The sequence below is a fragment of the Castellaniella sp. WN genome (assembly GCF_054457555.1).
Window position 1 is genome coordinate 605,652 of the sequence record NZ_JBTKZC010000001.1, and the last position, 21,782, is coordinate 627,433.

Annotated in this window: 20 protein-coding genes; 13 read left to right on the forward strand and 7 right to left on the reverse strand. The window is 66.6% G+C overall.

Going from position 1 to position 21,782, the window contains the following annotated elements:
• Positions 1-2 precede the first annotated feature (2 nt).
• Together ACTPOE_RS02775 and ACTPOE_RS02780 are read right to left on the reverse strand one after the other, a co-directional pair.
• The gene (locus ACTPOE_RS02775; protein ID WP_458870674.1) at positions 3-1,655 is read right to left on the reverse strand and encodes an ABC transporter permease; all 1,653 of its coding nucleotides are present in this window, start codon (positions 1,653-1,655) and stop codon (positions 3-5) included.
• Positions 1,656-1,678: 23 nt separating this feature from the next.
• Complete coding sequence (locus ACTPOE_RS02780; protein WP_458870675.1) at positions 1,679-2,719, reverse strand: Fe(3+) ABC transporter substrate-binding protein; 1,041 nt, start codon at positions 2,717-2,719, stop codon at positions 1,679-1,681.
• Between the two features lie 189 nt (positions 2,720-2,908).
• Between ACTPOE_RS02780 and ACTPOE_RS02785 the strand changes: the two genes are divergently transcribed.
• The 7 genes from ACTPOE_RS02785 (at position 2,909) to ACTPOE_RS02815 (ending at position 10,587) form a co-directional block, all read left to right on the forward strand.
• Positions 2,909-4,174: a transposase family protein gene (locus tag ACTPOE_RS02785; protein ID WP_458870343.1), complete on the forward strand. Its 1,266-nt coding sequence runs from the start codon at positions 2,909-2,911 to the stop codon at positions 4,172-4,174.
• A gap of 225 nt (positions 4,175-4,399) precedes the next feature.
• Positions 4,400-5,176 carry a ferredoxin--NADP reductase gene (locus tag ACTPOE_RS02790; protein WP_458870676.1) on the forward strand — a complete coding sequence of 259 codons (777 nt, stop codon included), beginning with the start codon at positions 4,400-4,402 and terminating at the stop codon, positions 5,174-5,176.
• Positions 5,177-5,262: 86 nt separating this feature from the next.
• Complete coding sequence (locus tag ACTPOE_RS02795) at positions 5,263-5,649, forward strand: Rid family detoxifying hydrolase (RefSeq protein ID WP_458870677.1); 387 nt, start codon at positions 5,263-5,265, stop codon at positions 5,647-5,649.
• A 27-nt stretch (positions 5,650-5,676) separates the two neighbouring features.
• Entirely contained in the window at positions 5,677-7,743 is a 2,067-nt protein-coding gene (gene recG, locus ACTPOE_RS02800) for an ATP-dependent DNA helicase RecG (protein ID WP_458870678.1), read from the forward strand.
• A 21-nt stretch (positions 7,744-7,764) separates the two neighbouring features.
• Positions 7,765-8,721: a LysR substrate-binding domain-containing protein gene (locus ACTPOE_RS02805; protein WP_458870679.1), complete on the forward strand. Its 957-nt coding sequence runs from the start codon at positions 7,765-7,767 to the stop codon at positions 8,719-8,721.
• Positions 8,722-8,813: 92 nt separating this feature from the next.
• Positions 8,814-9,341 (forward strand): Dps family protein, encoded by a 528-nt coding sequence (locus tag ACTPOE_RS02810; protein WP_458870680.1) that lies wholly within the window; start codon positions 8,814-8,816, stop codon positions 9,339-9,341.
• Positions 9,342-9,465: 124 nt separating this feature from the next.
• Positions 9,466-10,587 carry a branched-chain amino acid ABC transporter substrate-binding protein gene (locus ACTPOE_RS02815; RefSeq protein ID WP_458870681.1) on the forward strand — a complete coding sequence of 374 codons (1,122 nt, stop codon included), beginning with the start codon at positions 9,466-9,468 and terminating at the stop codon, positions 10,585-10,587.
• Positions 10,588-10,709: 122 nt separating this feature from the next.
• On the opposite strand, the gene ACTPOE_RS02820 is transcribed toward ACTPOE_RS02815, so the two are convergent.
• The 4 genes from ACTPOE_RS02820 to ugpB are packed head-to-tail and all read right to left on the reverse strand — an operon-like array spanning position 10,710 to position 14,869.
• Complete coding sequence (locus ACTPOE_RS02820) at positions 10,710-11,783, reverse strand: sn-glycerol-3-phosphate import ATP-binding protein UgpC (protein WP_458870682.1); 1,074 nt, start codon at positions 11,781-11,783, stop codon at positions 10,710-10,712.
• Between the two features lie 16 nt (positions 11,784-11,799).
• The gene (gene ugpE / locus ACTPOE_RS02825; RefSeq protein WP_458870683.1) at positions 11,800-12,642 is read right to left on the reverse strand and encodes a sn-glycerol-3-phosphate ABC transporter permease UgpE; all 843 of its coding nucleotides are present in this window, start codon (positions 12,640-12,642) and stop codon (positions 11,800-11,802) included.
• A 30-nt stretch (positions 12,643-12,672) separates the two neighbouring features.
• Positions 12,673-13,554 carry a sn-glycerol-3-phosphate ABC transporter permease UgpA gene (ugpA, locus tag ACTPOE_RS02830; protein WP_458870684.1) on the reverse strand — a complete coding sequence of 294 codons (882 nt, stop codon included), beginning with the start codon at positions 13,552-13,554 and terminating at the stop codon, positions 12,673-12,675.
• Positions 13,555-13,558: 4 nt separating this feature from the next.
• Complete coding sequence (ugpB, locus tag ACTPOE_RS02835) at positions 13,559-14,869, reverse strand: sn-glycerol-3-phosphate ABC transporter substrate-binding protein UgpB (protein WP_458870686.1); 1,311 nt, start codon at positions 14,867-14,869, stop codon at positions 13,559-13,561.
• A 252-nt stretch (positions 14,870-15,121) separates the two neighbouring features.
• On the opposite strand from ugpB, the gene proC reads away from it, so the two are divergent.
• The 6 genes from proC (at position 15,122) to ACTPOE_RS02865 (ending at position 21,002) form a co-directional block, all read left to right on the forward strand.
• Positions 15,122-15,955, forward strand: a complete 834-nt coding sequence (gene proC, locus ACTPOE_RS02840) for a pyrroline-5-carboxylate reductase (RefSeq protein ID WP_458870687.1) — start codon at positions 15,122-15,124, stop codon at positions 15,953-15,955.
• Between the two features lie 197 nt (positions 15,956-16,152).
• Positions 16,153-17,277, forward strand: a complete 1,125-nt coding sequence (locus ACTPOE_RS02845) for a high-affinity branched-chain amino acid ABC transporter substrate-binding protein (RefSeq protein WP_458870688.1) — start codon at positions 16,153-16,155, stop codon at positions 17,275-17,277.
• Positions 17,278-17,371: 94 nt separating this feature from the next.
• Positions 17,372-18,301, forward strand: a complete 930-nt coding sequence (gene livH, locus ACTPOE_RS02850; protein ID WP_458870689.1) for a high-affinity branched-chain amino acid ABC transporter permease LivH — start codon at positions 17,372-17,374, stop codon at positions 18,299-18,301.
• Positions 18,302-19,537: a high-affinity branched-chain amino acid ABC transporter permease LivM gene (locus ACTPOE_RS02855; protein ID WP_458870690.1), complete on the forward strand. Its 1,236-nt coding sequence runs from the start codon at positions 18,302-18,304 to the stop codon at positions 19,535-19,537.
• The gene (gene livG / locus ACTPOE_RS02860; RefSeq protein WP_458870691.1) at positions 19,534-20,298 is read left to right on the forward strand and encodes a high-affinity branched-chain amino acid ABC transporter ATP-binding protein LivG; all 765 of its coding nucleotides are present in this window, start codon (positions 19,534-19,536) and stop codon (positions 20,296-20,298) included. Before ACTPOE_RS02855 ends, livG begins: the two co-directional genes overlap by 4 nt.
• Positions 20,299-20,300: 2 nt before the next feature.
• Positions 20,301-21,002 (forward strand): ABC transporter ATP-binding protein, encoded by a 702-nt coding sequence (locus ACTPOE_RS02865; protein WP_458870692.1) that lies wholly within the window; start codon positions 20,301-20,303, stop codon positions 21,000-21,002.
• A 164-nt stretch (positions 21,003-21,166) separates the two neighbouring features.
• Here the strand turns inward: ACTPOE_RS02865 and ACTPOE_RS02870 are convergent, their stop codons facing one another.
• The gene (locus ACTPOE_RS02870) at positions 21,167-21,778 is read right to left on the reverse strand and encodes a glutathione S-transferase family protein (protein WP_458870693.1); all 612 of its coding nucleotides are present in this window, start codon (positions 21,776-21,778) and stop codon (positions 21,167-21,169) included.
• Between the last annotated feature and the right edge of the window lie 4 nt (positions 21,779-21,782).

Genomic DNA, 21,782 nt, shown 5'->3' on the forward strand with positions numbered 1-21,782 from the left:
TCTCAGGCAGCAGGGCGGTCCATCAAACGGGCCAGCAGGATCACGGGCAGCAGGCCGGCGGTGACGATGCCCAGGGCGGCGATGGCGCCTTCCTCATAGGTGCCGCGCGCGGCTTCGGCGTACAGCCAGGTCGCCAGGGTGTCGAAATTCAGGGGCCGCAGCAGCAGGGTGGCGGGGAGTTCCTTCATCGCGTCCACGAAGATCAGCAGCGCCGAGGCGGCCAGCGCCGGGCGCAGCAGGGGCAGATGCACGCGCCGCAGCATGCCGTGGACGTTCTCGCCCAGCAGGCGCGCAGCCTGGTCCAGGGACGGCGGGATCCGGTCCAGGCCCGCCTCCAGCGTCCCCACGGGGATGGCCAGGAAGCGGATCACGTAGGCCAGCGCCAGGGCGGCCGGAGTGCCCAGCAGCACCAGGCCGGCCGGGTCCAGGCCGGTCGCCGCGCGCAGCGCCGACAGGCCCCGTTCAATCGCCATCAGGGGGAACAGCAGGCCGATCGCCAGGACGGTGCCGGGCACGGCGTAGCCCAGCGTCGCCAGCCGGGGCAGGGCGCCGCGCCAGGCGCGCGCCCGGGGCAGGAGGCGGCGGCTCCAGGCGACGACCAGGCCGATGGTCAGGGCGATGGCCGTGGCCAGGGCCGAGACCGTGAGTGTCTGCCCGGCGGCCCGCAGCAGGGCGGGCGAGGGGCCCTGGCCCGTGCCCAGGCGTTCGAGGGCGAGCGCCAGCAGGTAGGCGGCGGGCGCGGCGAAACCGATCAGGACGGGCGTCAGGCCCAGGAGGGCGGCGAGCCAGGCTGCCGGGCCGCGCAGCCTGCGCCGCCGGATCGGTGCGGTCCGACGGTTGCCGGTGTAGCGCAGGCGCCGCCGGCCATGCCGCTCGACCGCGATGAGGAAGGTTACCAACGCCAGGGATACCAGCGCGATCTGGGCGGCGCCCGCCAGGTCGGAGCGGGTCACCCAGGTGGTGTAGATGGCGACGGTCAGGGTCTGGACGCCCAGGAATTCGGAGGCGCCGATGTCGTTCAGGGTTTCCAGCAGCACCAGGCACAGGCCGACGGCGATGGCCGGCCGGGCCAGCGGCAGGGCCACGCGTCGGAAGGCGCTCCACGGGCCGTGGCCGAGCAACCGGGCGGCTTCCATCAGGTGGGCCGCCTGGCTGGTGAACATGCTTCGGGTGGTCAGGTAGACGTAGGGGTAGAGCACGAAGGCCAGCAACACGATGGCGCCCGGCAGGCTGCGCGGGTCCGGCAGCCGGAATTCGCGCGGGCTGGAATAGCCCAGCAGGGCGCGGATGGCCTCCTGGACGGGGCCGAGGGGATGCAGGATGTCCAGGTAGGCGTAGGCCACGATGTACGTAGGCACGGCCAGCGGCAGCAGCAGCGCCCAGGACAGGGCCCTGCGGCAGGGGAACTCGTAGGCCGTGACCAGCCAGGCGGCGCCCACGCCCAGGGCGGCGGCCAGCAGGCCGACCCCGGCGAGCAGGCCCAGGGTCTGGGCCAAGGCGTCCGGCAATACGAATCGCAGCAGATGGCCCCAGTGGGCACCCGAGCCCAGGCCCGCCTGGCTGATCAGGGCCAGGATCGGCGCCAGCACGCCGAGCGCCGCCAGGGCCATGCCGGCGTGCCAGGGCCAGGCCTGGAAACGGCCGCTCGCCGCCATGGCGTTTCTCGCCTATCGGCCCGTCATTGATTCAGGCCGGCGCGATCGACCAGTTCGCTGGCCTGCTTGCGATGGCGGGCGATCTCGGTCAGCGGCAAGGCGTCGATCGTCAGCGGGCCGAAGCTCGCCACGGTCGGGTCCAGCGCCACGCCCGCTTTCACGGGGTATTCGTAGTTGGCCTGGGCGTAGAGGCCCTGCGCCTTGTCCGAGACCAGGTATTCCAGCAACTGGACGGCTTCGGCGCGGTGCGGCGCGTGGCGCGCCACGGCGGCGCCCGAAACATTGACGTGCGTGCCCGGCGCGTTCCTGAACGTGGGCCGGATGATGCGGATGGCGTCGCCCCAGCGGCGAGCGTCGCTGCCTTCGGCCGCGTTCTTCATGTGGCCGGCGTAGTAGGCGTTGGCGATGCCGACATCGCAGATCCCTCCCAGGATGTCGCGCGCCACGTCGCGGTCCCCGCCGGTCGCCGGCCGTGCCAGGTTGGCCTTCACACCGCGCAGCCATTGTTCCGCGGCCTCGGCGCCGTCATGGGCGATCATGGCCGCGATGAGCGCGGTGTTGTAGGGATGCTGGCCGGAACGGATGCAGACTTTGCCTTTCCAGCGCGGGTCGGCCAGGTCCTCGTAGTGGAAGGTCTGGAGGTCCAGATCCTTGGCGATATAGGTGACCCGGTCACGCAGCGACAGGGCGAACCACTGGCCGTCGTCCGCGCGCAGGTTGACGGGAACGGCGGCCTTCAGCGCGGCGGAATCGATCGGCTGGGTGACGCCACCGTCCACCAGGTCCAGCAGGTTGCCGATGTCCACCGTCATCAGCAGGTCGGCCGGCGATTGCGCGCCCTCGGCGCGCACCCGTTCCAGCAGGCCATCCTTGACGAAGACCGTGTTGACCTTGACGCCGGTGTCCTGGGTGAAGGCGGCGAGCAGCGGCTCGACGAGCTTGGGCTCGCGGGTGGTGTAAAGATTGACTTCCGCCGCCAGGGCGGTGCCCGCCACCAGCGGCAGGGCCGCAGCCAGAAGGGACAGGCGTCGGGCGAGGGGCGGGACGCGAAAGCGGATCGACATAGTGGCGGCTCGTACGAGAAGGGGATGAAAAATGAGAACAATTCTCAAAACGGAATGCGAATTTATCATCGTGTTCAGCTTAAATCAAGCTGAAGCCCTGTCCAATATCAGATGAGTCTGAAGGGGGCCTGGTGATTCCAACATCAGATGAGTCTGGAGCTTTGGCCGCGGGTCGTCGATCATCGGGAGATGATCTTGACCTTACACGACGAACGGCTCACCAGCCTGGAGAGCCTGGAACAATTCCTGGCCGGCACCGCTGGCCTGGAGCCACAGGTCGCCGCTGGCACCCAAGCGCAGCGCCAGGTGCACGTCCTGTCGGTGCTGCAGCGCTTTCGATACCCCTCGCTCACTCGCGTCCAGAAGGGACTGGTCATCCGCTACCTGCTCGCGACCAGTGGCTACTCACGCCAGCACCTGAGCCGATTGATCGCCCGATTCCGCGATCACACCCCGCTTGGGCAGCGCCACGCGCCCGCGCACGGCTTTACGCGCCGCTACACCGAGGGGGACATCACCGCGCTGGCCAGGCTCGATGCCCTGCACGAGAACCTGAGCGGGGCGGCCACTCGCCACCTGTGCCAACGCGCCTGGCTGGTCTACGGCGACGCGCGCTATGAGCGCCTGGCCACGATCTCCGTCTCCCACCTGTACAACCTACGCCACCAGGCGCGCTACCGGCAGACGCGCGGCCACTGGGAGCCGACCCGACCCAGCCGAGCCGTCTCCATCGCGATCAGGAAGGCCCCCGAGCCCGCAGGCCGCGCAGGCTTCATTCGCATCGACAGCGTGCACCAGGGCGACTACGACGGCATCAAGGGCGTGTACTACATCGACGCCGTGGATTGCATCACCCAGTGGCAGGTCGTCGCCTGTTGCGAACGCATCTCCGAGGCGTTCCTGCTGCCCGTGCTCGAACAGATGCTCGCCTGCTTCCCGTTTCGCATCCGCGGGGTTCATGCCGATAACGGCGGCGAATACATCAACCACCGCGTGGCCGCCCTGCTCGACAAGCTGAACGCCGAGTTCACCAAGTCCAGGCCCCGCCACACCAACGACAATGCCCTGGTCGAGGCCAAGAACGGCGTGGTCATCCGGCGCACCTTCGGCTACGCCCACATCCCGCAAAAGCACGCCCGGCCCATCAACGCGTTCTGTGAGCAGCACCTCGTGCCCTACCTGAACATGCACCGCCCTTGCCTGTTCCCCGAACAGACGATCGATGCCAAAGGCAAGATCCGCACCACCTACCCTCAAGCGCTCGTGCGAACCCCGCTGGAGAAGCTGCACAGTCTGCCGGCGCCTGCCCGTGGGCTCAAGCCCGGTATCACCCTACAGAGCCTGCTCATCCAGGCGCGGGCCATGAGTGATAATGAAGCCGCCGAACAGCTGCAAAAGGCACGCTCGGCGCTGTTTGCAACCATCCATCGACGATCCGCCGCCAAGGCCGCCTGAACAGCCTGTTCTCTGCAAGTTCAGACTCATCTACGGTTTGGAAAAGACTGCTGAACATATTAAAATGTGCCGCGATCTCCGGCATCCATCGGGTTTCGCGCCTGATCTTGCGCGAAATCAAGAAAACCCCTGCGCTGCGCAAGGTCCGGCCTTGTGTTTCCCGGCCATCGCCGTACCATCTATTCATACACATCCACCCCCGAATCCTGGAGCCCGTCTTTCGTCATGGCCGCTTTCAATTCCGAGCAAGTCCTCAGCGTACGACACTGGAATGACACGCTGTTTTCCTTCAAGACCACGCGCGATCCCGGCCTGCGCTTCCATAATGGCCATTTCGTGATGTTGGGCCTGGAAGTCGAGGGCAAGCCGCTGATGCGCGCCTACAGCATCGCCAGCGCCAACCACGAAGACAACCTGGAATTCTTCAGCATCAAAGTCCCCAACGGTCCGCTCACCTCGCGTCTGCAGCATCTGAAGCCGGGCGACGCCGTGCTGGTCAGCCGCAAGCCGGTCGGTACGCTGGTGGTCGACGACCTGCGCCCCGGCCGCCGCCTGTACCTGTTCGCCACCGGCACGGGGCTGGCGCCGTTTCTCAGCATCATCAAGGATCCCGAAGTCTACGACCGCTTCGAGAAAGTCATCCTGATGCACGGCGTGCGCTTCGTCAGCGAACTGGCCTACGCCGACTACATCCGCCACGAACTGCCCCAGGACGAATACCTGGGCGAAATGGTGCGCGACAAGCTGATCTACTACCCCACGGTGACGCGGGAGCCCTACGAGCACGAGGGCCGGTTGACGACCCTGGTGGAAACCGGCAAGCTGTTCGACGACATCGGCCTGCCGCCGCTGGATCCCGCCGTCGATCGTGCCATGATCTGCGGCAGCCCGGCCATGCTGACCGACATCCGCGCCATGCTGGACGCGCGCGGCTTCGTGGCCTCGCCCGGCGTCGGCGAACCCGGCGACTACGTCTTCGAGCGCGCCTTCGCCGAAAAATAGGCGTGGCCGGGGCCTGCATCAGCTTTTATTTTTCGCTATTGGTCGGTACACTCCGATAGTCTTTTAACCATTATCGAGCCCCTACCATGAGCAAGGCAATCATCCATACCGATGCCGCACCGGCCGCCGTCGGCCCGTATTCGCAGGCGGTCAGCGTGCCGGCGGGCAGACTGGTCTTCCTGTCGGGCCAGATCGGACTGGAACCCGGCACGGGCGAACTGGTGTCGGAAAACTTCGAGGGCCAGGTCCGCCAGTCCTTCGCCAACATGCAGGCCGTCATCGAGGCGGCCGGCGGCACGCTGAACGACATCGTCAAGCTCACCCTGTTCCTGACGGATCTCAGCAAGTTCGCCAGCGCCAATGCAATCATGGCGGAAATCATTCCCCAGCCTTATCCGGCGCGCTCGACCCTGGGTGTCGCCAGTCTACCCAAGGGCGCCCAGTTCGAGGTCGAGGCCGTCCTGGCGCTCTGATCTCCGCCGCCCGCCGGACCATGCGCCGTGAATTCGGCTGAAAAGCCGCGTCGGGCCGCGCCTGGCGTCCGAAAGGCGGCAGGCGCATCGCAGGCCCGCCTGTTCGAACGGCTGGGTCTGTGCGCTCCCGCCGACTTCGCCACGCACTTGCCGCTGCGCTACGAGGACGAAACCCGCATCACGCCGATCGGCGAAGCGCGACCCGGTGCCCATGCCCTGTTCGAAGGCGAGATCGTGGACAGCGAAATCCGTTTCGGTCCCCGGCGGACGCTGCGGGCCACGCTGGCCGACGATTCCGGCCACCTGGGCCTGCGCTGGCTGCACGTCTATCCGGGGCAGCAGGCCCGCCTGCATGCCGGACGGCGGGTGCGCGCGCGTGGCGAGGTCCGCGCGGGTTTCCATGGCCTGGAAATCGTACATCCGCTGATCACCGAGCCGGGTGCGCCGTTGCCCGACACGCTGACCCCGGTCTATCCCACGACCCAGGGCCTGCCGCAGGCCGCCCTGCGCAAGGCCATCGCCCGCGCTCTGGACGAGGCCGATCTGGGCGATACTCTGCCGGCCGCCGTGCGCGAGGCCTACGAACTGGCCGATTTCGAGCCGTCCCTGCGCCTGCTGCACAACCCGGGGCCGGACATTTCCCTGGAGTCGCTGGCCGAACACAGCCATCCCGCATGGCGGCGCATCAAGTTCGACGAACTGCTGGCGCAGCAGCTGGCCCTGGCCGATGCCAGGGCGGCGCGCCGCGCCCAGGCCGCCCGTAGCCTGCGGGGGGACGGCCGTCTGACGGGCCGCCTGCTGGCCGGTCTGCCGTTCAAGCCCACCGGCGCCCAGGCGCGCGCCGTGGCGCAGATCGGCGAGGATCTGGCGCGCACGCATCCCATGCATCGTCTGCTGCAGGGCGATGTGGGCAGCGGCAAGACCCTGGTGGCCGCCCTCGCGGCCGCCCAGGCGATCGAGGCCGGCGCCCAGGTCGCCGTGATGGCGCCGACGGAAATCCTGGCGGAACAGCTCTGGCGCAAACTGTCCGAGTGGCTGACGCCGCTGGGCGTGGCGCCGGTCTGGCTGACGGGCGGCCTGCCGGCTGCCGAGCGCCGCAAGGCCTTGAGCGCCATGGCCTCCGGCGAGGCCCGGCTGGCGGTCGGCACCCAGGCCCTGATTCAGGACAAGGTGGAGTTCGAATCGCTGGGGCTGGTGATCAGCGACGAGCAGCATCGCTTCGGCGTGGGCCAGCGCCTGGCGTTGAACCGCAAGGGCGACCAGGCCAGGTACCGTCCGCACCAGCTCAGCATGAGCGCCACGCCCATTCCGCGCACCCTGGCGATGGCTTTCTTTGCCGACATGGACGTTTCGGTCCTGGACGAGCTGCCGCCGGGCCGCGTGCCGGTGCGCACCCGCCTGTTCGACGACCGGCGCCGGGACGAGGTTCTGGCCCGCGTGGGCGAGGTCGTGCGCGCCGGGCGCCAGGCTTATTGGGTTTGCCCCCTGGTCGAGGAAAGCGAGGCCCTGCAGTTGCAGACGGCCGTCGATACGTATGAGCTGCTGTGCGCGGCGCTGCCGGACTTGCGCATCGGCCTGATGCACGGCCGTCTGCCGGCGCGGGAAAAATCCGAAGTCATGGACGCCTTCCGCGCCGGGGAGATCGACCTGCTGGTTGCGACCACCGTCATCGAAGTCGGCGTGGACGTGCCCAATGCCGGTCTGATGGTGATCGAGCACGCCGAGCGCTTCGGCCTGGCGCAGTTGCACCAGTTGCGCGGCCGGGTGGGGCGGGGCGGTGGCGAGGCCACCTGCGTCCTGCTGTACCAGCCGCCGCTGTCGGCCATCGCCCGGGAACGTCTGCGCGCCATGTATGAAACCACCGACGGCTTCGAGATCGCGCGGCGCGACCTGACCCAGCGCGGGCCGGGCGAACTGCTGGGCCTGCGACAGTCGGGTCAGACCCTGCTGCGCTTCGCCGACCTGGAATCCGACGAGGACCTGCTCGAACAGGCCCGCGAGGCCGCCGCCTGGCTGTCGGCCGATTTTCCCGAGCATGCCCGAGCCCACCGGCAGCGCTGGATGGCGGGCGCCGACCAATATCTGCGCAGCTGACCCGACCTGGGGATTTTCACCATGACTCTGACCGAACTCAAATACATTGTCGCCGTGGCGCGGGAGCGCCATTTCGGCCGGGCCGCCGAAGCCTGCTTCGTGAGCCAGCCCACGCTGTCGGTCGCCATTCGCAAGCTGGAGGAAGAGTTGGGCGTGGTGCTGTTCGAGCGCGGCGGCGCCGAGGTCGGCATCACCCCCATCGGCCTGCGCGTCGTCGCCCAGGCGCAGAAAGTCCTGGAAGAGGGCGCCAACCTGCGCGAGATCGCCCGCCAGGGGCATGACCCGCTGGAAGGCCCGCTGCGCGTCGGGGTAATCTACACTGTCGGGCCGTACCTGCTGCCCTACCTGGTGCCCGAGCAGATCCGCCGCACGCCCCAGATGCCGCTGCTGCTCCAGGAAAACTACACTGCGAGGCTGCTGGAGCTGCTGCGCCAGGGCGAGATCGACTGCGCCATCGTCGCCCTGCCGCTGCCCGACACCGGCCTGTCGCAATGCGCACTGTACGACGAGCCCTTTTACGTCGCTCTGCCGCACAACCATCCCTGGGCGGAGGAAAAGCAGATCAATTCCGGCCGCCTGAAGGAAGAAACCATGCTGCTGCTGGGGGCCGGCCATTGCTTCCGCGACCAGGTGCTGGAGGTCTGTCCGGAATTGTCGCGCTTCTCGGCCTCCAGCGAGGGCATCCAGCGCACCTTCGAGGGGTCCTCGCTGGAAACCATCCGCCATATGGTGGCCGCGGGCATCGGCATCACGGTCCTGCCGGCCAGCGCCCTGGGGATGCGGGGGGCCGAAAGCCGGTTGCTGCGTTTCGTGCCGTTCGAGCCGCCGGCGCCCGATCGCCGCGTGGTGCTGGTCTGGCGCAAGAGCTTCCCGCGCCAGGCTGCCATCGAGGCACTGATCCAGGCCGTGCGCCATTGCGGCATGCCGGGCGCGACCATACTCCAGGACGCCGTTCCGGTGGCTGTGGAGGCGAACTGAACCCGGAGCGCGGTCCTGTGGCGGGCCAATGCCGGCGCGCCTCGCGCATGCTATCCTGGCATCGTATGACTGACCTTTCGAAGGAGTGCACCATGGCCAAAGCCGCCAAGAAAACCAGCTCGAAGAAACCTGCCGCCGCGCCCTCCAGCGGCTTGCCGATCGACATCGGCATCTCGGCCAAGGATCGCGCTGCCGTCGTGGCGGAATTGTCCAAGACTCTGGCCGACACCTACACGCTGTACCTGATGACCCACAATTTCCACTGGAACGTGACCGGTCCCATGTTCAGCACCCTGCACCAGTTGTTCATGACCCAGTACACGGAAACCTGGCAGGCGCTGGACGCCATTGCCGAACGCATCCGCGCCCTGGGGCATTATGCGCCCGGCACCTATGCCGAGTACGCGCGCCTCGGCTCCATCGCCGAGCCCGCGTCCGTGCCTTCGGCCGAGGACATGTTGCGCATGCTGGTCAACGGCAACGAGGCGGTCGCGCGCACCGCGCGCCGGGCCTTCCAGTGCGCCGACGCCGTCAACGATCAGCCCACGGCCGACCTGCTCACGCAGCGCCTCGACGTGCACGAAAAGAATGCCTGGATGTTGCGCAGCCTGCTGGCCTGACTTCATATCCGCGCACCGTTTCATCCCGGCGCGCAACGCGATATCGGGAAAACCCCCGTACAGCGCAATGACCGCTGCACGGGGGTTTCGTGTATTCTTTTCCAGGTCTTTCACAGGAGGTCTTATGAACGTACGCTTTACGCCGATGGCGGCCGCACTGGGCCTGGCCGCCGGCATGATGCTTTCTTCCGTGGCGCATGCCGATACCATCCGCATCGCCATCGCGGGGCCCTTTACCGGGGCGTTGACGCAGTATGGCGACATGGTCAAGGAAGGCGTGGATACGGCGATCGAAACCATCAACGCCGGCGGCGGCGTGCTGGGCAACAAACTGGAAGCCGTCGTGATCGACGATGGGTGCGAACCCAAGCAGGGTCCGGTCGTGGCCAATCGCGTCGTCAATGAAAAGATCCACTACGTCGTGGGCCACGTGTGCTCGGGCGCGACGATCGCCGCGACGCCCGTCTACAACAACGAAGGCGTGGTCATGATTTCCCCGTCCGCCACTTCGCCCCTGGTGACCGACGGCAAGAACTACGACATGATCTTCCGCACCATCGGCCGCGACGACCAGCAGGGTCCAGCCGCCGCGGAGTTCATCGCCCAGAAGGTCAAGCCCAAGGCCGTGGCCGTGCTGCACGACAAGCAGTCGTATGGCCAGGGCATCGCCACGGCCGTCAAGGCCGACCTCGAAAAGGCCGGCATCAAGGTCGTGCTGTTCGAGGGCATCAACGCCGGCGACAGCGACTACTCCGCCGTGATCACCAAGCTCAAGTCCTCGGGCGCCGACTTCGTCTACTATGGCGGCTATCACCCCGAAATGGGCCTGCTGCTGCGCCAGGGCGCCGAGCAGGGCCTGCAGGCCAAGTTCATGGGCCCGGAAGGCGTCGGCAATCCGGACATCAACGCCATCGCCGGCCCGGCCGTGGAAGGCATGCTGGTGACCCTCCCCGCCGACTTCACCACCGATCCGGCCAACGCATCCGTGGTCAAGGCCTTCAAGGACAAGAACCGCAACCCGGGCGGCGCCTTTCAGCTGACCGCCTATTCCGCCGTCGAGGCCATCGCCGCCGGCATCAAGGGCGCGGGCAAGGACGATCCGGCCAAGGTCGCCGCCTGGCTGCACGGCAATTCGGTCAAGACTCCGATTGGCGACATCGCCTGGAACAAGCAGGGCGACCTCAAGTCCTTCAAGTTCGACGTCTTCACCTGGCACGCCGACGGCTCCAAGTCCGTCTTCAAGTAAGCCAGTCCATCCCGGGCGCCTCGCGGCGCTCCGGCGATGAAAAGCGGCGCAACCCGTCCGGGCGGCGCCGCTTTCTCATGGCTGCTCCATGAATCATGTCGGCGCCCGGACGCTGGCGGGGTTCAGTCCTCGACGCGCTTTCCGGTGCCGGCGTCGAACCAGTGCGCCGGGTGCTCCCCGTCCGGCCCGGCCGTGATCTCGTCGCCGGCGGTGAGTGGCCGTTCCCGGGTTTCGGACACGGCGCAACGCAGCACCAGCGGCTGTTCGCCCCAGCGGGTATGGATCAGCTGCTCGGAACCCAGGATCTCGATCATCTCGACTCGAGACCGCAGGCCCGGCGCGCCGAGCCTCAGATGCTCCGGGCGAAGCCCCAGGACCAGGGGGCGTGCGGACCCCGCAGGCGCGGCCAGAGGCAGGGCGGCGCCGTCCGGACCAGCGGCCCGGCCCTGCGCGTCCACGTCCACTCGCAGCAGGTTCATGGGGGGCGAGCCGATGAAGCCGGCCACGAAGACGGTGGCGGGGTGCTCAAAGACCTCGGCGGGCGTGCCGATCTGCTCGGGCACGCCCTTGTTCATGACGACCATGCGGTGGGCCAGCGTCATGGCCTCGACCTGGTCGTGGGTGACGTACAGACTGGTGGTGCCCAGGCGCTGGTGCAGTTTCTGGATTTCCAGGCGCATCTGTACGCGCAGCTTGGCGTCCAGGTTGGACAGGGGTTCATCGAACAGGAACACGGCAGGCTCGCGCACGATGGCCCGGCCCATGGCTACGCGTTGGCGCTGGCCGCCGGACAGCTGGCGCGGGCGCCGTTCCAGCAACTGGTCGAGTTCCAGGATGCGGGCGGCGTCCCCGACACGGCGGCGGATCTCGTCGCGCCCCAGGCGGCGGATCTTCAGGCCGTAGGCCATGTTGTCGAACACGCTCATGTGGGGGTAGAGCGCGTAGTTCTGGAACACCATGGCGATGTCGCGTTCGGCGGGTTCCAGGTCGTTGACGACCCGGCCGCCAATGGCGATTTCGCCGCCGGTGACGGACTCCAGGCCCGCCACCATGCGCATCAGGGTCGATTTTCCGCAGCCCGACGGCCCGACGATCACGACGAATTCGCCGTCGCGCACTTCCATGTCGATGCCATGAATGACGGCCACGCCGCCTGGATAGGTCTTGCGCACATCGCGAAAGCTGAGGGTTGCCATGGGGAATGCGGTGTCCTTATTTTTCTGAATCGACCAGGCCCTTGACGAACCATTTCTGCATCAGGATGACGACGGCGGCGGGCGGCAGCATGGCCAGCATGGCCGTGGCCATGACCAGGTTCCATTCGGTGACGCTGTCGCCTCCGGCGATCATGCGGCGGATGCCGACCACCACGGGATACATGTTTTCATGCGTAGTGATGATCAGCGGCCACAGGTACTGGTTCCAGCCGTAGATGAACTGGATCACGAACAGGGCGGCGATGCTGGTGCGCGACAGCGGCAGCAGGATGTCCTTGAAGAAGCGCATGGGGCCCGCGCCGTCGATGCGGGCGGCCTCGACCAGTTCGTCGGGCACGGTCAGGAAGAATTGTCGAAACAGGAAGGTGGCCGTGGCCGACGCGATCAGCGGCAGGGTCAGGCCGGCGTAGCTGTTGAGCATGCCCAGGTCGGCGACCACCGCGTAGGTGGGGGCGATGCGGACTTCCACCGGCAGCATCAGGGTGACGAAGATCATCCAGAAGCACAGCATGCGCAGGGGAAAGCGGAAATACACCACTGCGAAGGCCGACAGCATGGAAATGGCGATCTTGCCGATGGCGATCGCCAGGGCCATGAAGGTGCTGATCCACAGCATCCTGCCCACGGGCGGGGTGTTGACCGCGCCGCCCTTCAGCACGGTCCAGTAATTGTCCAGGAAATGGACGCCGGGGACCAGGGACATCGGCGCCCGCGCGACTTCCTGGGCCGTCTGGGTGGAGGCCGCGAAGGCGACGTACAGCGGAAAAGCGATCACCGCCACGCCCAGGATCAGCGTGAGGTGCGAGACGATGTCCAGCAGCGGGCGGCGTTCAACCACGGGCGTCTCCGTGAAGATCGGGCGGGGGCATCAGTAGTTCACCTTGCGGTCGACGTAGCGGAACTGAAGGGCCGTCAGGCCGATGACGATCAGCATCAGGATCACCGACTGGGCGGCGGATGAACCCAGGTCCAGGCCCTTGAAACCGGCGTTGTAGACCTTGTAGACCAGGATGTCGGTGGCGTGCCCCGGCCCGCCCTGAGTGACCACGTCGATCACCGCGAAGGTGTCGAAGAAGGCGTAGATGAAGTTGATCACCAGCAGGAAGAAGGTCGTGGGCGACAGCAGCGGAAAGACGATGGTGCAGAAGCGCCGGACAGGGCCCGCGCCGTCGATGGCGGCGGCCTCGATCAGCGAGCGGGGGATGGACTGCAGGCCGGCCAGGAAGAACAGGAAGTTGTAGGATACCTGTTTCCAGATCGAGGCGAAGACGACCAGCGCCATGGCGTCGTGCCCATCCAGGCGCGGATTCCAGTCGAAGCCGAGCTGCGCCAGGTAGACCGCCAGGATGCCGACCGAGGGCGAGAACAGGAATAGCCACAACACCCCGGCGACCGCCGCCGCGACCGCGTAAGGCCAGATCAGCAGGGTCTTGTAGATGCCCGCGCCGCGCACTACGCGGTCGGCCATCACGGCCAGCAGCAGCGAGATCGCCAGTCCGCCGCAGGCCACCAGCGCCGAGAACCAGAGCGTGGTGCGAAACGAACTCAGGTAGTCGGCGCTGGCGAACAGGTCGGCGAAGTTGTCCAGGCCCGCGAACTGCGAGGACAGGCCGAAGGGGTCTTCCAGGCGGAAGGACTGCCACAGGGCCTGGCCCGCCGGCCAGAAGAAAAACACCAGCGTGATCGCCAACTGCGGCGCCAGCAGCAGCCAGGGCAGGCTGCGGTGGCGGAAGACGACGCGTTTCTCCATTGGCCTACTTGACGCTCTTCTGGAAGCGTTCGAGCAGGGCGTTGCCCTCGGTGCTCATCTTCTTCAGCCCATCCTCGGGGCTGGTCTGGCCGGCGAAGATCTGCTCCATGGTGCCGTCCTCGATGTCGCGGATCTGCGGCAGGTAGCCCAACCGGATACCGCGCGAGTTGGCGGTGGTGGTGGCGTCGAGCTGCTTGACTGCGATTTCCGTGCCCGGGTTCTTGTCGTAGAAGCCGGATTCCTTGGTGGCCTGGTAGCCGGCCTTGGTGACGGGCACATAGCCGGTGCCCTGGTGCCAGGCGGCGGCCTGCGCGGGGCTGGACAGGAACTTGAAGAACTTGATCACGCCTTTGTAGGCGGCGTCGGACTTGCCGGAGAACACCCACAGCGACGCGCCGCCGATGATGGAGTTCTGGGGTGCGCCCTGGACGTCGGGGTAATAGGGCAGGGTGCTGGTGCCGAAGGCGAAGCCGCCGGTCTTGAGGATGGAGGCGCGCATGCCGCTGGAGCCCGTGTATATGCCGCACTTGCCCGAAGTGAACAGGGCGTTGCCCGCATCCCCGCGCCCGCCGTAGGTGAAGGTGCCGGCCTTGGCCATACCGGCCAGGAAGTCCAGGTGCTTGCGGAACAGGGGGCTGTCGAGCTGCAGGCGCGCGTCCAGGCCGCCGAAGCCGTTGTCCTGGCTGGCGTAGGGCACATTGTGCCAGGCGGCGAAGTTCTCCAGCAGGACCCAGGACGGCCAGGCGGAGGAATAGCCGCATTCCATGCCGGCCGCGCGCAGTTTTCCGGCGGCGTCCGCCACTTCGGGCCAGGTCTTGGGAGGATGTTCGGGGTCCAGGCCGGCCTTCTTGAAGGCGTCCTTGTTGTAGTACAGCACCGGCGTGGAACTGTTGAAGGGCATGGACACCAGTTTGCCGTCGGGGGACGAATAGTAGCCGGCCACGGCGCCCAGGAAGGCGGACGGATCGATGGGGTCGCCGACGGACTCGGACAGCGTTTGGACGGGCTTGATGGCGCCCTTGGCGTACATCATGGTGGCGGTGCCGACCTCGAAGACCTGGAGGATGTCGGGCGCGTTGCCCGCGCGAAAGGCGGCGATCCCCGCGTTCATGGATTCGCCGTAGTTACCCTTGTAGACGGCGTGCACGACGTAGTCGGACTGGCTGGCGTTGAAATCCTGGGCGAGCTTGGCGACGCGTTCGCCCAGCGGGCCTTCCATCGAGTGCCAGAATGTGACGTCGGTGGCGGCCTGGGTCGTGCCCGCGCCGGTCAGCAGGGCGGCCAGCGCGGTCGCGCGGAACAAGGAAAAAGACATGGTGGTCTCCTGTGGTTGTGCCCCCGATCCTGCCCGGGTGGCGGCAGGAGGGAATTATAGTGAGCCATTGTGATAGAGCCGTGACGGCTTTGGCAATCCCTGATTTCCTTGTCGGACCGCAGAATCCGCGGAAGGGGGCTTTTTGCCGCCGGGCCGCCCCAAGGCAGCCTCCCCCTGGGGCGGCAAGCGCCCGAAGGCCGCGCAGCGTGGGGGGCTTCTACGCGGTAGCGCTTGTCCTTACAATGCCGGGTCATGAAAACCGAACTTTCTCTCGCGCTCATCGGCGGCGGCAATATGGCCAACGCCCTGGCCAGTGGCCTGATCGGCCGGCGCTGCGCTGCCGGCAACGTCCACGTCATCGATCCTGGCGCCGCCACTCGCGAACGCTGGGCCGCGCTGGGCACCACCACGGCGGCGGAGCCCGACGCGCGCCTGTCCGAATGCCGCGTCTGGTTCTTCGCCGTCAAGCCCCAGGTCATGGCCGAGGTCGTGCGCCAGTGCCGGCCCTGGCTGCGTCCCGACACCCTGATCATCAGCATCGCCGCCGGCATTCCCGGAGAGGCGATCGCCCGCTGGCTGGGCACGGACACGCAACCCTATGCCCGGGTCGTGCGCTGCATGCCCAACACGCCCGCGCTGATCGCCAGCGGCATGACGGGCATGGCGGCCCTGTCCGGCGTGGATGAAACCGACCGCGTGCTGGCCGAAGAGCTGCTGCGCGCCGTCGGCGAGGTCATCTGGGTGGATGACGACGCCGCCATCGACGCCGTCACGGCGGTATCCGGCAGCGGCCCGGCCTATGTCTTCCTGTTCCTGGAATCGCTGATCGCGGCCGGGATCGAACAGGGCCTGGCGCCGGATCAGGCGCGCCGGCTGGCGCTGGGCACCTTTCATGGCGCCACCCAGCTGGCGACGCTGTCGCCGGACCCGCCCGCGGTCCTGCGTGAGCGGGTGACTTCGAAAGGCGGCACCACGGCGGCGGCCCTGGCGGTTTTCCAGGATCGCGGTCTGCCCGACATCATGCGCCAGGCGGTCGCGGCCGCCGCCCGCCGGGCGGGCGAACTGGCGCGCGAGTTCTCCTCTTGATCCGTCCCCGAATAGGGCGGAGCGCGCCCGGCCGCGCTCCTTCCTAAGGGATTAACCGTAGTGACACCCCCTGGGGTGAGCCGTCAGAATACGCCTGCCGCTCAGGGCGGAAGCAAAAACCAAGGCTTGGCGCTCCTGGCTTCAACCCCGACCGGGGCCTTGAAACTGCCAACGGCGCCTCTACCGGAGACTATCGAATGAAGTTCAAACTGCGCATCACCCCCTGCATCCTTGCATTCGGGGCTCTGGCTCTGGCTCTGGCTGCCGGCGCCCATGCCGACACCCTCAAGATCGGCATTCCTCAGCCGATGACCGGCCCCAACACCCAGTACGGCGATCAGATCCAGGCGGGCGCGCTGACGGCCATCGATGCCATGAACGAAGCCGGCGGCATCAAGGGCATGAAGATCGAACCCCTGCTGATCGACGACGGCTGCGAACCCAAGCAGGCCGTGCCGGCCGCCAACCGCGTGGTCAACGCCGGCGCCAAGTTCGCCGTGGCCCACGCCTGCTCCGGCACCACGGTCCCCGCGGTCAACGTCTACGAACAGGAAGGCATCGTCGCCATCACCCCGGGCGCCACGTCCCCGCTGGTCACCGACACGATCAAGCCGCACTTCTTCTTCCGTACCATCGGCCGCGACGATCAGCAGGGCCCCTTCGCCGCCGACTACATCGCCAAGCAGCTCAAGCCGAAGAAGGTCGCCATCCTGCACGACAAGCAGACCTACGGCAACGGCGTGGCCACCCAGGTCCAGAAGGCCCTGGAAAAGGACGGCGTGAACGTCGCCATGTTCGAAGGCATCAACGTCGGCGACAGCGACTATTCCGCCGTGATCTCCAAATTGAAGGCTCTGGGCCCCGACCTGATCTATTTTGGCGGCTACCACCCCGAACTGGGCCTGTTGCTGCGCCAGGCGCGCGAACAGGGCCTGGAAACCCAGTTCATGGGTCCCGAAGGCGTGGCCAACAAGGATCTTGCCGCCATCGCCGGCCCGGCCGTGGACAAGCTGCTGGTGACGCTGCCCGCCGACTTCACCAAACGCAAAGGCAACGAACAGATCCTCGAGCAATTCAAGAAGTACCAGCGCAGTCCCGACGGCGCGTTCACCATGACCGCCTACGCGGCGATGCAAGTGCTGGCCGACAGCATCAACGCGGTCGGCGCCGATCCTGCCAAGGTCGCCGACTACATGCATAGCCACAGCTTCGACACCGCCATCGGCAAGGTCGACTATGATGCGAAGGGCGACCTGAAGCACTTCGAGTTCGCAGTTTTCCGCTGGGATGCCAACGGCAACCTGACCCAGATCCAGCCCTGACGGGCTCGGCCGGCCCCGGCGCAAGCCGGGGCCGCTGCGGTTCTTCCGGGCGCCTGTCGCCCGGCCGTCTTTTCGTCTCACTCCCCCCGACATTATGTCCGACCTGCTTCCTCTATTGACGCAACAGCTGTTCAACGGCTTGTCGCTGGGCGCCATCTATGCCCTGATCGCCATCGGCTACACCATGGTCTACGGCATCATCGGCATGATCAACTTCGCCCACGGCGAAATCTACATGATCGGCGCCTACGTGGGCCTGGTCACGCTCTCGGCCATCGGCGTGGGCAGCGGCCTGCCGCTGCCCGTGATGGTACTGATCATGCTGATCATGGCCGTGCTGGTGACGGCGGTCTACGGTTTCGCCGTCGAAAAGATCGCCTACGCGCCACTGCGCGACAGCCCGCGCCTGGTGCCGCTGATTTCCGCCATCGGCATGTCGATCTTCCTGCAGAACTGGGTGGCCACGGGGCAGGGCGCGCGCGACATGGCCGTGCCCGCGCTGATCAGCGGGTCGTTCAACTTCACGATCGGCGCCAGCGATTTCAGCGTGACGACGCCGTATTCCCGAATCCTGATCATCGTGGTCACAGTGCTGATGATGATCGGCCTGACGCTATTCATCAAGTATTCCCGCACCGGCCAGGCGTCGCGGGCCTGCTCCCAGGATCTGCGCATGGCCAATCTGCTGGGCATCGACACCAGCCGGATCATCTCCATCACTTTCGTGATCGGGGCCATGCTGGCCGCCGTCGGCGGGGTGCTGATCGCCCTGGCCATCGGCAAGCTCAACCCCTTCATCGGCTTCATCGCCGGCATCAAGGCCTTCACCGCCGCGGTGCTGGGCGGCATCGGCAGCATCCCCGGCGCCATGCTGGGCGGCGTGCTGCTGGGTCTGGCCGAAACCTTCGCCGCCGCTTTCATCTCCTCGCAGTACAAGGACATCGTCGCCTTCCTGCTGCTGGTCTTCATCCTGCTGTTCCGTCCCACGGGGCTGTTGGGCAAACCCGAGGTGGAAAAAGTCTAAATGAACCAGAATCTCAAGAACGCGGCGATCGCCTCGCTGCTGGCGGGGGTGATCATCGCCCCCGTGTATGGCCTGCAGATCCTGCGCCGGGGCCAGGAAACCTATCTGCAGCCCGACTGGAAGATGATCCTGGGCGGCATGCTGGCCGTCTTCGTGATCCAGCTCGTCAACGCCTGGCTGCGCCAGCGCAGGGCCGGAAAGGCCGCGGCACTCTCGCGGTTCCGCATCCCCGCCATCACCGACAAGTTCCGCCATCGGGCGATCCTGGCGCTGGTCCTGTTCGCGCTGGTCTGGCCCTTCTTCACCGGCCGCGCCCAGGTGGACATCGCCACGCTGGTGCTGATCTATGTGATGCTCGGCCTGGGGCTGAACATCGTGGTGGGCTTCGCCGGCCTTCTGGACCTGGGTTTCGTGGGCTTCTACGCCGTGGGCGCCTACACCTACGCCCTGTTGTACCACTGGGCGGGCTGGGGCTTCTGGCAGGCGCTGCCGTTCGCCGGCCTGATGTCGGCCTTCTTCGGCTTCATCCTGGGCTTCCCGGTGCTGCGGCTGCGGGGCGACTACCTGGCGATCGTGACGCTGGGCTTCGGCGAGATCATCCGCCTGCTGCTCATCAATCTGACCAGTTTCACCGGCGGTCCGGACGGCATCTCGGGGATTCCCAAGCCGTCCTTCTTCGGCTACCAGATGGTGCGCCGCTCGGTGGACGGCACGCCGACCTTCCATGAACTGATGGGGTGGTCCTTCAACAGCCAGGACGTGGTGATTTACCTGTACCTGATGGCCCTGGTGCTGGTGCTGTTCACCCTGTACTTCACCAGCCGCCTGATCCGCATGCCGATCGGCCGCGCCTGGGAAGCCTTGCGCGAGGACGAGATCGCCTGCCGTTCCCTGGGCCTGAACCCGCGCAACATCAAGCTCTCGGCCTTCACCATGGGTGCCATGTTCGCCGGCTTCGGCGGCGCGTTCTTCGCCGCCCGCCAGGGCCTGGTGAATCCGGAATCCTTCACCTTCATCGAGTCGGCGCTGATCCTGGCCATCGTCGTGCTGGGTGGCATGGGGTCCCAGCTGGGGGTCATCCTGGCCGCCGTGCTGCTGACCGTCATTCCCGAGATCGCCCGCGAATTCGCCGAATACCGCATGCTGATCTTCGGCCTGGTCATGGTCGTCATGATGGTCTGGCGCCCGCAGGGCCTGCTGCCGGTGAAACGTCCGCAAGTGGAATTGGAATCATGAGTGAAACATTGCTGAAGGTCAGCGGACTGACCATGCGGTTCGGCGGCCTGCTGGCCGTCGACCAGGTCGAATTCGACGTGCGCCGCGACGAGGTTTTCGCCATCATCGGACCCAACGGCGCCGGCAAGACTACCGTCTTCAACTGCGTGGGTGGCTTCTACAGGCCCACCACGGGCGACATTCTCATGGACGGCAAGGCCATCACCGGCATGCCCAGCCACAAGGTCGCCCGCCACGGCCTGGTGCGCACGTTCCAGAACGTGCGCCTGTTCAAGAACCTGACCGTGCTGGAAAACCTGATGGTGGCGCAGCACACCCTGATGGAAACCGGCCTGCTGCAGGGCCTGTTCAAGCTGCCCTCGTACCGGCATTCCGAGACGGAGGCCAAAAAACGCGCGGTCCAGTGGCTGGATTTCATGGGCATCCGCCAGTACGCCAACCGCGAGGCCGGCAACCTGGCCTACGGCCACCAGCGGCGCCTGGAAATCGCCCGTTGCATGATCACCCAGCCGCGCCTGCTGATGCTCGACGAGCCGGCCGCGGGCCTGAATCCCCAGGAAAAGCGCGACCTGCAGGCGCTGATCGACCAGTTGCGGCGCGAATTCGGCGTAGCCGTGCTGCTGATCGAGCACGATATGAGTCTGGTGATGGGCGTGTCCGACCGCATCCTGGTCATGGAACACGGCAAGCCTATCACCACCGGCCTGCCCGACGAAGTCCGCGCGGATCCCCGCGTCATCAAAGCCTATCTGGGGGAGTGACCGTGCTCAAGCTCGAAAACGTCAGCACGTTCTACGGGGCCATCCAGGCCCTGAACGAAGTGTCCGTGGAAGTCAACCAGGGTGAAATCGTCACATTGATCGGCGCCAACGGCGCCGGCAAGACCACATTGCTCATGTCGGTCTGCGGCAATCCGCGCGCCCGTTCGGGCAGGATCACCTTCCTGGACCAGGACATCACCCAGGAACCCACGCACGTCATCATGCAGCGCGGGATCGCCATCTCGCCGGAAGGCCGGCGCGTGTTCCCTGATCTGACGGTGGCGGAAAACCTGAACATGGGGGCGTTCTTCCTGAACCGCGCCCAGACCGAAGAAGGCATGGAGCACGTCTTCGACTTGTTCCCGCGCCTGCGTGAACGCGCCAACCAGCGCGCCGGCACCATGTCCGGAGGCGAGCAGCAGATGCTCGCCATCGGCCGGGCGCTGATGACGCGGCCCAAGCTGCTGCTGCTCGACGAGCCGACCCTGGGGCTGGCGCCGCTGATCATCGCGCAGATCTTCGACATCATCCGCACCATCCGCGAGGAGGGCGTGACGGTGTTCCTGGTCGAGCAGAACGCCAACAAGGCCCTGCAGGTGGCGGACCGGGGATACGTCCTGGAAACCGGCAAGGTCGTGCTGGCCGACACAGGCGCCAACCTGCTCAGCAACGACGAGGTCCGCAAGGCGTATCTCGGAGCCTGATCGTCGTTCGGGTCGGTCCCTGTCGAATCAAAAATTGCCCGGCCAAAGCCGGGCAATTTTTGGGGCGGGGGGACTGTGACTGTTGGGAGATCCCCCCAAACTCGCGGCTCGTATGCCGCTCGGATGGGCCTGTACCCAGGGCGGCCCGCAGGGGATGTTCCGGGTCAGGCCAATCCTTCCGCTTTCAGCGCGGCCTGCACGCCGGCGTCGGCACGCATGCGGGCCTGGAATTCGCGCAACTCGTCCAGGCCCGTCAGAGGGATCTTCTTCGCGTCCGCCCACATCAGCAGCACGAACAGATAGGCATCGGCCGCCGAACGTCCGCCGGTCAGCCAGTCGCGGCCGCGCAGATGGGCGTTGACGATAGCGAACAGACTTTTCAGTTTCTCGGCCGCCTTGCCGGCCACGATCTTGTCCAGGCTCTCGTCGCCGCCGGTGTAATAGGTTGGGGCGAAGACCAGGGAAAAGGTCTTGTGCAGGTCGGAATTGCACAGACCCAGCCAACGGCGGGTCTCCGCCCGTTCACGGGGAGTGTCGCCCAGCAGGCCGGCCTCGGGATTGAGTTCAGCCAGGTAATCCAGGATGGCCGTGCTCTGGGTCAGGACGAAGTCGCCGTCCACCAGGGTGGGGACGGCTCCCGTCGGATTGAGCGCCAGGTAGTCGGCTTCCTTGGTCTGCTCGCGGGTCAGGCGGACGGTTTCATAGGGCTTGCCGATCCATTCGAGGGCAATGTGGGTGGCCAGGGGGCAGGCGCCGGGGAAATAGTAGAGTTTCATGAGT